General features: G+C 74.4%; 7 protein-coding genes. 6 read left to right on the forward strand and 1 reads right to left on the reverse strand.

What is annotated here, in order from left to right; all coding sequences use genetic code 11:
- Positions 1 to 116 precede the first annotated feature (116 nt).
- Positions 117 to 1,466, forward strand: a complete 1,350-nt coding sequence (locus tag ACI79T_RS20855) for a phospholipid carrier-dependent glycosyltransferase (protein WP_456612007.1) — start codon at positions 117 to 119, stop codon at positions 1,464 to 1,466.
- Here the strand turns inward: ACI79T_RS20855 and ACI79T_RS20860 are convergent.
- On the reverse strand, positions 1,404 to 2,642 hold the full coding sequence (locus ACI79T_RS20860) for a glycosyltransferase 87 family protein (RefSeq protein ID WP_456612008.1): 1,239 nt from the start codon (positions 2,640 to 2,642) through the stop codon (positions 1,404 to 1,406). The two genes, ACI79T_RS20855 and ACI79T_RS20860, sit on opposite strands and share 63 nt — an antisense overlap.
- Before the next feature lie 89 nt (positions 2,643 to 2,731).
- Here ACI79T_RS20860 and ACI79T_RS20865 point away from each other — a divergent pair, with 89 nt between their 5' ends.
- The 5 genes from ACI79T_RS20865 (at position 2,732) to ACI79T_RS20885 (ending at position 9,895) form a co-directional block, all read left to right on the forward strand.
- The gene (locus tag ACI79T_RS20865; protein ID WP_456612009.1) at positions 2,732 to 3,952 is read left to right on the forward strand and encodes a DUF2786 domain-containing protein; all 1,221 of its coding nucleotides are present in this window, start codon (positions 2,732 to 2,734) and stop codon (positions 3,950 to 3,952) included.
- Between the two features lie 505 nt (positions 3,953 to 4,457).
- Positions 4,458 to 6,167, forward strand: coding sequence for a RecQ family ATP-dependent DNA helicase (locus ACI79T_RS20870; protein WP_456612010.1), 1,710 nt, complete (start codon positions 4,458 to 4,460; stop codon positions 6,165 to 6,167).
- Positions 6,168 to 6,281: 114 nt separating this feature from the next.
- Positions 6,282 to 7,937, forward strand: a complete 1,656-nt coding sequence (locus tag ACI79T_RS20875) for a carbamoyltransferase family protein (RefSeq protein ID WP_456612011.1) — start codon at positions 6,282 to 6,284, stop codon at positions 7,935 to 7,937.
- 175 nt (positions 7,938 to 8,112) lie between these two features.
- Entirely contained in the window at positions 8,113 to 8,517 is a 405-nt protein-coding gene (locus ACI79T_RS20880; protein WP_456612012.1) for a DUF4383 domain-containing protein, read from the forward strand.
- A 166-nt stretch (positions 8,518 to 8,683) separates the two neighbouring features.
- Positions 8,684 to 9,895, forward strand: a complete 1,212-nt coding sequence (locus ACI79T_RS20885) for an acyl-CoA dehydrogenase family protein (RefSeq protein WP_456612013.1) — start codon at positions 8,684 to 8,686, stop codon at positions 9,893 to 9,895.
- Positions 9,896 to 10,023: the final 128 nt, after the last annotated feature.

The following is a 10,023-nucleotide window of genomic DNA, read 5'->3' on the forward strand; positions in this document are numbered from 1 at the left end:
TCCCATTATTTTTTCAAAAAAAAAAACTAAAAGGGGGGGCGCACCGCCGCCCGCGGGGGGGGGGGGCCGCGGGGGGGGGGCCCCCCCCCCCCCCCCCCCCCCCGCGGTCGGCGTTCGTGGTGCCGCTGGTCCTGCTCTGCGTCGCCGCAGCCGTGCGGCTGTGGGACCTGGGCGATCCCGACCGGCTGTACTTCGACGAGAAGTACTACGGCCCGGACTCCCTCGACTACGTCACCCGGGGCGTCGAGGAGGAGCGCCCGGCCCACCCACCCTTCGGCAAGTGGGTCATCGCCCTCGGCATCCAGATCTTCGGCTACACCCCCTTCGGCTGGCGGATCGGCGTCGCCGTCGCCGGGTCGCTGACCGTGCTGCTGGTCCACCTCAGCGGCCTGCGGCTGTTCCGGCGCACCGCGCCCGCCGCCCTCGCGGCCCTGCTGGTCGCGCTCGACGGGCTGGCGGTGACGACCAGCCGCCTGGCGATGCTCGACGCCGTGCTGGGCCTGTGCGTGGCGCTCGCCTTCTGGCTGGTGCTGCTCGACCGGGACGCCCGGCGGCTCGGCCGGGGGCCCGGTGAGGCCCTGCGCCGGTCCTTCCTCGGCTCTGGGTACCGCTGGCTGGCCGGGCTCGCCCTCGGGCTGGCGGTCGCGACCAAGTGGTCGGGCCTGCTCGCCATCGCGGCCGCCGGGCTGCTGGTCCTCGGCACCGAGCTGGCGGGGCGCGGGGAGGGCCTGGCGCGCGGCACCCGGCGCGCCGCCGCCGTCGCCGCCGGGGGCGTGCTCAGCATGCTGGTGCTGCCGGCGGCCGTGTACGTCACCGCCCACGCCGGCTGGTTCGCCAACTACGAGGAGAGCTACGCCGGGGCGCGGGCCTGCGAGGAGGGCGACTGCGCGACCGGCGCCGGCGACCGGCTGGAGACCTGGTGGCAGACCCAGGTCGACCTGGTCCAGTACCACCGCGACCTCGAGGCGACCCACCCGTACCGCTCGGACCCGCTGGGCTGGATCTGGCTGGAGCGCCCGATCCTGGTCTACGCCGAGAGCTGCACGACCTCCCAGCAGGAGGCCGGGGAGTGCGAGGTCCCGCCCGGGACGGTCGCGCGGATCACCATGGTCGGCAGCCCCGCGCTGTGGTGGCCGGCGCTGCTGGCCTACCCCGTGCTGCTCTGGCGCGCCGTCGTCCGCCGCGACGGCGTCGCCGCCACGATCCTGGTCCCGCTGGTCCTGCTGTGGCTGCCCTGGCTGGCCGCCGGCAAGCCCGGCTACTTCTTCTACATGCTGCCCGCCGTGCCGTTCCTCGCCCTCGGCCTGGTCCGGGCTGTCCAGGCCGGCCCCCGGCCGCGCCTGGTCGGCGGTGCGCTGGCCGTGCTCGCGGTGGCCTCCTTCGTCTTCTTCGCCCCGATCTGGCTAGGGATCCCGCTGGACCGGGACGCCCTCGACCTCCGGTACTGGCTGCCGTCCTGGCGGTGACCCCGGCGGGTGGCGCACCACCTCGACGGCGACCCACACCAGCGCGGCGGCGCGCAGGGCGACGGCGGCTCCGAGCACCGGGTAGGGCAGCCCCTCCCCGAAGCCGGCGCGCACCGCGAGGTGCGGGAACTCCACCGCGTGCACCAGGACGTCGCTGAGCACGACCGCGACGAACGGTGCGGCCCGGCGCAGCACCAGGGCCATGAGCGGCACCAGCCAGAGCGTGTACTGCGGCGAGTACACCTTGTTGGCCAGGACGAAGCAGACCAGCACCGGCAGCACGAGCTGCCACCACTCCTCGGGACGGCGCCGGCGGGCGCCGAGGACGACGACCGCGACGGCGGTGGCCGCGAAGACCCCGAGGCTGAGGACGCTCAGCGCGGCCGGCCCGGGCTCCGGCCCGCCCAGCCGGGCGAGCAGGAACCAGAGGCTGTCGACGTGCATGCCACGCTCGCTGCTGAGCTCGTAGAACCGGTCCCAGCCGTCCGGGGCGAGCAGGTAGGCGGGCACGTGCACCGCGACGAACACCAGCGCCGCGGCGCCGCCGTGCAGCAGGGCGGCGCGCGGACGGCGACCGGCCAGCAGCGCCAGCACGACCAGCGGCACCAGGAACCCGGGGAACACCTTCGCCGCCGCGCCGAGACCGGCGACGAGGCCCGAAGCGGTGTGCCGGCCCCGCCGGAGCAGCAGGACCGCCCCGAGCAGCAGCACGATCGGCAGCGTGTCCCAGTTGTAGAAGGCGTAGAGGAACAGCGTCGGCGCCGCGGCCCACCACAGCAGCCGGGCCGGCCCCAGGCCCAGGCGACGCAGCAGCACCAGGGCCGCCAGCACCTCCAGCACGACGAACAGGCCGTTGACGGCGGAGAAGGTCACGACGGTCGCCGTGCCCGGCAGCGCGTGCGCGAGGACGGCGGCCAGCCAGATCCGCACCGCGAGCACCGGGGGGTACTCCAGCGGCTCGGCGCCGTACGGGCCTGAGCCCTCGTCCAGCCCCCGCCGGGACCACAGCGGGGCGACGTCGGAGTAGCAGTAGCCGTAGAACTGCTCGCCGCCGGCCCAGCCCCCGTCGAGGCACCGCACCCGGGCCCACCAGCCGCCGGCCAGCACGATCAGGGCGACGGCGGCCACCGCGAGGGTGCCGGCCCGCTGCCCGGGCGATGCGGTGGAGACGGCCACCGCAAGACCCTAGCCGCGCCTGTGGACGGCGCGCGTCCTCCACAGGCCACCCGCTCCGGGCGTCGGCCCGGACGGGCAGCATGCCGGGCGTGATCGACGACGCGTGGCTCGTGAACCTGCTCCGGCACCGGGCTCCGGCGCTCAGGGACGCCGCAGTCGCCGCCGAGGTGGCGGCCACGCTCAGCGCGCATGGGTTCGCCTTCGACGAGGGCGGCCTGCTCACGCGGGCCCTGGGTGACGCGCTCGACGCGACCTGGGAGCGCGGCTGGCAGCCGGCCGACGTCGCCCATGCCGCCCGGCGGCAGCTGGGCGCGGGATCGGTGGCACTGCTCGTCGCCCTGGTCGCCGACCACGCGCGCCGCACGGATGCGGCATCCCGGGCGCCCGAGACCTGGGTCGAGCAGCTCCGGGAGCTCGGGGCCCTGGACTCGAGGTACGCCGGGGAGGAGGCGGCGGCGATCACCGCCTGGCACCGGACCGAGCGGCGCCCGCCGGCCGAGGCGTGGCGCACCGTGCTCCAACTGGCCGGGCTGCTGGGCTCCACGGCCCGGCTCGAGGTGCTCCTGCCACCCCCGTCGCGGTGGGGGCCGGCACGGCCCGGCGGCGGCCGGCCTGCCGCGCTCGACGACGACAGGGCGTTGCGGCGCATCCGCGCGCTGCTGGCCAAGGCGGAGTCGACCGGGTTCCCCGACGAGGCCGAGGCGCTGACGGCCAAGGCGCAGGAGCTGATGACCCGGCACGCGGTGGATGTCGCGCTGCTCGGCGGCGGTCCGGCTGCCGCCGTCGACGTCGACACCCGGCGGGTGCACGTCGCCGACCCCTACGCCCGCGCCAAGACCCAGCTGCTGGGCGCCGTCGCGGAGGCGAACGACGTGCAGCTCGTCTGGTACCAGGGCCTGGGCATCGCCACCCTCGTCGGTCTCCGGTCCGACCTCGACGCGGTCGAGCTGCTGTTCACCTCGCTGCTGCTCCAGGTCGCCCAGGCGCTGGCCGCCGCGGAGCGACAGCAGGCCCGCTCCCCCGCGCGGTCGTTCCGCCGCGCGTTCCTGCTGGGCTACGCCCACCGCATCGGCGAGCGGCTGGCCACGGCGCGCCGTCGGGCGACCGCGGAGGCGGGGGAGGAACGCGGCGTGGACCTGCTCCCGGTCCTGCGGTCGCGGCAGGAAGCGGTCGCGGTCCGCACGGCCGAGCTGTTCCCCCGGGTCCGGTCGAGCCGCAGCCGGTCGTCGGTGGACGCGGGCGGGTGGCACGCCGGCCGGGCCGCGGCCGAGCACGCCGACGTCGCACCCCGGCGCTCTCCCCTTCGCTGACGCCCCTCCCTTCCCGGCCTCACAACGATCAAGGGGCCACCGGGAGACCGCGCCGCTGCGTCACCGCACCGCCGCAGCGCCGCACCGGCGTTCCCGCGGGAACGCCTCGCACCGTGAGCCTGCGGATCTGTGACACCCCGCCCCTGTGTTCCGCACATCCGTTCGAGAACAGTGAGCGACAGGCCGGGCCACGCGACTCCGCTGGACGAACTCGCCCGGACCATCACCAACGGGGCGGTGCGGCTGGCGGCGCCAACAGCCACGTGGCTCCGGCTGGTCGCGGAGTTCGACGAGCGAGGCGGCCGGCACGGCGTCGGCATCCGCTCTGCGCGCACTGGCCGGCCTGGCAGTGCGGCCTGCAGGTCCCATGGGCAACCGCGACCTCGTCCGCCGGCTGGCTGCGGAAGGAGCGCGGCCGATCACCGGCCGAGAGCCGCGTTCCCGCGGAACGCGGCGTGTGCCAGCGCACCGTTTGCCGCGGACCGCCGCAGGGGAGAGGCAGCCGGTGCCTCCCTCCCCCGAGCGGGACAACCCCGCCGGCGCCAGCGCCTCCGTCCGCACCCGCCGCATCCGCGAGTTCGCCCGCGAGGTGCTCGGCTACGACGACTTCCGCCCCGGACAGGAGCGCGCGATGCAGGCCGTCGTGGGCGGGCGCGACACTCTCGCCGTCCTCCCCTCGGGAGCCGGCAAGACGGCGGTCTACCAGGTCGCGGGGCAGCTGCTGGCGGGTCCGGTCGTCGTCGTCTCGCCGCTCATCGCGCTGCAGCGCGACCAGGTCGAGCGCCTCTCCGAGCTCGCCGACGACGCGGGTCGCGCCGCCCAGCTGAACTCCGCCCTTCCCGCCGCCGACCAGCGCGACGCCCTGGCCGGGATCGGTGACGGAACGGTCCGCTTCCTCTTCCTCGCGCCCGAGCAGCTGACCAAGCCCGAGGTCGTCGACGCGATCGCCGCGGCCGAGCCGGCGCTGTTCGTCGTCGACGAGGCGCACTGCGTCTCCGCGTGGGGCCACGACTTCCGACCGGACTACCTGCGGCTGGGCGGGGTGGTCGAGCAGCTGGGCCACCCCACCGTGCTGGCGCTCACCGCCACCGCCGCCCCACCGGTCCGCGCCGAGATCGTCGAGCAGCTGGGCATGGACGAGCCCGAGATCGTCGTCGCCGGCTTCGACCGGCCGGAGATCCGGCTGGAGGTCGACCACTACGCCGACGCGCACGCCAAGGAGCAGGGCGTGCTCGACCGGGTGCTCGCCGAGATCGGCGACGGCCGGGGCCCCGGGATCGTCTACACCGCGACGCGCAGGGGCACGGAGGAGATCGCCGCCGCGCTGGCCGACCGGGGGCTGCGTGCACAGGCCTACCACGCGGCGCTGAAGAAGACCCAGCGCGAGGAGACGCAGCGCGCCTGGATGGCCGACGAGCTCGACGTCGTCGTCGCCACCACCGCGTTCGGCATGGGCATCGACAAGCCCGGGACCCGCTTCGTCGTCCACGCCGAGCCGGCCGACTCCGTCGACAGCTACTACCAGGAGATCGGGCGGGCCGGCCGCGACGGGGAGCCCGCGCTCGCCGTCCTGGTCTACCGCCAGGAGGACCTGGGGCTGCGCCGCTTCTTCGCCGCCGGCACCCCCGCCGAGGAGGAGCTGCAGCAGGTGGCCGGCCTGGTCGCCGCCGCACCGGCCGCGGGGCTGGCGGACGGCGTCGACGTGAAGACCCTCCGCGAGGAGACCGGCCGCGCCGCCACCCCCCTCGCCCGCGACCTGAACCTGCTCGAACAGGTCGCCGCCGTCGTCGTGGACGAGGACGGCGCCGCACACCCGGCCGAGGACGCCCCGGCGCCGGGAGAGGCGGCCGCCGCCGCCCGGGAGCTGGCCGAGCACCACGAGAAGGTCGACCAGAGCCGGGTCGAGATGATGCGCGGCTACGCCGAGACCACCGAGTGCCGCCGGCAGTTCCTGCTGGGCTACTTCGGGGAGCAGCTGGACCGGCCGTGCGGCAACTGCGACAACTGCAGCAGCGGCACCGCCCAGGACAACGCCGGCCCCGACGACCACGACACACCGTTCCCGCCGGAGACCCCCGTCGAGCACAGCGAGTGGGGGAACGGCGTGGTCATGCGCGTCGAGGACGACCGGATCACCGTGCTGTTCGACGAGGTCGGCTACAAGACCCTCGCCCTCGCCGCGATCCAGGAGCACGGCCTGCTCCGCCGCCGCTGAGCGAGAGGCGGCCGCTCGACCTGCGGGACGGCGCCACCGGGTTCATGATCATCAACAGGACGACGGGTCGGCGCCCGGAACAGACGGGCAGAGACCAGGAGAAGGAGCAGCAGCGTGAAGGTCCTGGGCATCAACGCGATCTACCACGACCCGGCGGCGGCGCTGGTCGTCGACGGGAAGGTCGTCGCCGCGGCGGAGGAGGAGCGGTTCAGCCGGCGCAAGCACGGCAAGCGCCCGCTGCCCTGGAGCGCCTGGGAGCTGCCCGAGCTGTCCGCCGCCTGGTGCCTGCGTGAGGCCGGCATCCGCCCCGAGGAGCTCGACGCGGTCGCCTACTCCTTCGACCCGGGCCTGATGACGACGCCGGAGGAGACCGGCCTGTTCGACGACGGCGACGTCATGCGCAAGAAGTACGCCGAGATGGCGCCGGACTTCCTGGCGCACGCGCTGCCCGGCCTCGACCCGGCGAAGGTCCGGTTCGTCAAGCACCACGTCGCCCACGCGGCCTCGGCCGGGCTGGCCGCCCCGCAACGGCAGAACGCGGTGCTCGTGCTCGACGGCCGCGGCGAGGCGCACAGCCACCTGGCGGGCCGCTACGTCGACGGGCAGCTCGAGGTGCTCGCCGGCCAGGCGCTGCCGCACTCGCTCGGGCTGATGTACGAGGACCTCACCGACCACCTCGGCTTCCTGCGCAGCTCCGACGAGTTCAAGGTCATGGCGATGGCCAGCTACGGCAAGCCGCGCTTCGTCGGCGACCTCGCCGAGCTCATCCGGGCCACCGACGACGGCGGCTTCCGCACCGAGAAGATCGACTTCACCGAGTTCGCCCCCCGTCTGGGGAAGGGCGACCAGTGGACCGCGGACCATGCCGACCTCGCGGCCTCCGTCCAGCAGCGGCTGGAGGAGGTGCTGGTCGACCTCGCCCGCTGGGTGCACGAGCAGACCGGCGAGAAGACCCTCACCCTGGCCGGCGGCACCGCGCTCAACTGCGTGGCCAACACCCGCATCCTGGCGGAGAGCCCGTTCGAGCAGGTCTGGGTCCAGCCGGCCGCCGGTGACGCCGGGACGGCGCTGGGCGCCGCCCTGCACGTGGCCCGCGAGCTCGGCGAGGACACCCAGCCGATGCCCGGCGCGGCGCTGGGCCGCGGCTGGAGCGACGACGAGATCGAGCGCGTCCTGCAGACGGCGGCGATCGACTACGAGCGCCCGGACGACGTCGCCGAGACGGTGGCCGAGGTGCTGGCCGACAACGGCATCGTCGCCTGGTTCCAGGGCCGCAGCGAGTACGGCCCCCGCGCGCTGGGCCACCGCTCGCTGATGGCGCACCCGGGGTTCGAGGCGAACCTGGAGCGCATGAACGACGTCAAGGGCCGGGAGCAGTTCCGCCCGGTGGCGCCGATGGTGCTGCTGGAGAAGGCGCCGGAAATCTTCAGCCGCGGCCCGATCCCCTCGCCCTACATGCTGTTCGTCCACGACGTGGCGGAGGAGTGGCGCGACCGCATCCCGACCGTCACGCACGTCGACGGGACCGCGCGCATCCAGACGATCGACCCGGAGGCGTCCCCGCTGGTGCACCGGATGATCTCGGCGTTCGAGCGGCGCACCGGGCTGCCGGTCGTGGTGAACACCAGCCTGAACACCGCCGGCCGGCCGATGGTCGACGACCCGCGCGACGCCCTCGAGTGCTTCGGCTCCGCGCCGGTCGACCTGCTGGCCATCGGCCCGTTCGTCGTGCGACGGCCCAGGGCGACGCCCCGCCCCGGGCAGGGCTGAGCCGAGCGGGTCTCGATTCCGCAACGCCGGTCCCCCGGACGGGCGATGGTCGTTACTCCTGGTGAGCCCCGGGTACGGGCCCCTCGCAGCCCCCTGTCAAGAACCTGGCAGGTCGAACGACCTATGGGAGGACACGATGTCTGCAACTGGCAACACCGGGGCGGATCGGCGGGGGATGACCTGGCCGCAGATGCTGGCGGGCGCCATCGGCGCCATCTACCTGCTGATCGGGATCATCGGCTTCTTCATCACCGGATTCGACGACTTCTTCGCCCACGACACGGGCGAGACGCTGCTCGGGTTCGAGATCAACCCGTTCCACAACATCGTCCACATCCTGATCGGTGCCGCGGGCCTGGCCCTGTTCCGGACCTTGAGCGGGGCGCGGACCTACGGCTGGCTGCTGGCCATCGGGTACGGCGCCGCATTCGTCTACGGGCTGTTCGCCGTCGACGCCGAGTGGGACTTCCTGAGCCTGAACTGGGCCGACAACTGGCTGCACCTGGTCAGCGCCCTCGCCGGCCTGGCCATCGCGCTGGGTCCGGTCCGTGACGCCGTCACCGGACGTACGCGCGCCTGACCGGAGCTGCACCGGCCGCTCCCGCGGCCTCCCGGAGGAGCCGGGCCCGTCGTCCCCCGCGGACGGCGGGCCCGGCTCCTCCCGCGTCCCGGTCCGGATCCGCCGGCGGTGGACCCTCGCGGACCCCGATGCGACGCCGATCACGTCCGGCGCTACGTTGCCGGTCATGGACTTCGCTCTCTCGCCCAAGGCCGAGGACGTCTGCGCGCGCGCGTGGGACTTCATGCGCGAGCACGTGTTCCCCGCCGAGGCCGTCTACGACCAGTGGCGTGCCGAGCGCGGCCACGACAACCACGAGCACCCGCCCGTGCTGGAGGAGCTCAAGGCCGAGGCGCGCAAGCGCGGCCTGTGGAACCTCTTCCACCACGAGGTCGGCGGGCTCTCCAACCTCGAGTACGCCTCGGTCGCCGAGATCACCGGCTGGTCGCCGGTCATCGCGCCGGAGTCGATGAACGTCGGCGCCCCGGACACCGGCAACATGGAGACGCTCATGCTCTTCGGGACACCGGAGCACAAGGAGCGCTGGCTCAACCCGCTGCTCGAGGGCGAGATCCGCTCGGGCTTCGCGATGACCGAGCCCGACGTCGCGTCGTCGGACGCCCGCAACATCCAGACCTCGATCGTCCGCGACGGCGACGAGTACGTGATCAACGGCCGCAAGTGGTGGACCTCCGGGGCCGCCGACCCGCGCTGCCAGATCTTCATCGTCATGGGCAAGACCGACCCCGACGGCCCGCCCCACCGGCAGCAGTCGATGGTTCTCGTCCCCCGCGACACCCCGGGGCTGGAGATCGTCCGCCACCTGCCGGTGTTCGGGTACCAGGACCAGCACGGCCACTCGGAGCTGCGGTTCACCGACGTTCGGGTGCCGGTGAGCAACATCCTCTCCGGCGAGGGCGACGGCTTCATGATCGCCCAGGCCCGGCTGGGCCCCGGCCGCATCCACCACTGCATGCGGGCCATCGGCATGGCCGAGCGCGCGCTGGCGCTGATGGTGGAGCGGAGCAAGAACCGGGTCGCGTTCGGCCGCCCGCTCGCCGAACAGGGCACCGTGCGGGAGGCCATCGCGCTCTCGCGCATCGAGATCGACCAGGCCCGCCTCTACGTGCTGAAGACCGCCGACCTGATCGACAAGTACGGCGCCAAGGGCGCCCGCACCGAGATCTCGGCGATCAAGGTGGCCGCCCCCAAGGTGGCCCTCGACGTGATCGACCGCGCCATCCAGGTGCACGGCGGGGCCGGGGTCAGCAACGACACCGTGCTCGCCCGCTTCTACGCCAGCGCCCGCACGCTGCGCATCGTCGACGGCCCGGACGCGGTGCACATCCGCGGCGTGGCCAAGGAGGAGCTGGCGCGGGAGCGCCCCTTCGCCGGCTGAGCAAGGCCGTACGACCGGGGGGGGGGGGGGGGGGGGGGGGGGGGGGGGGGGGGGGGGGGCCGGCGGGGGGGGGGGGGGGGGGGGGGGGGGCGGCCCCCCCGCCCGGGCGGCCAAAATTTTTCGAGCGT

The organism is Blastococcus sp. SYSU DS0619, from assembly GCF_054051035.1.

Excerpts from the sequence above, each read along its gene's own strand:
- ACI79T_RS20880 (WP_456612012.1), top strand. The coding sequence starts at position 8,113 with ATGACCTGGCCGCAGATGCTGGCGGGCGCCATCGGCGCCATCTACCTG.
- ACI79T_RS20885 (WP_456612013.1), top strand. The coding sequence starts at position 8,684 with ATGGACTTCGCTCTCTCGCCCAAGGCCGAGGACGTCTGCGCGCGCGCG.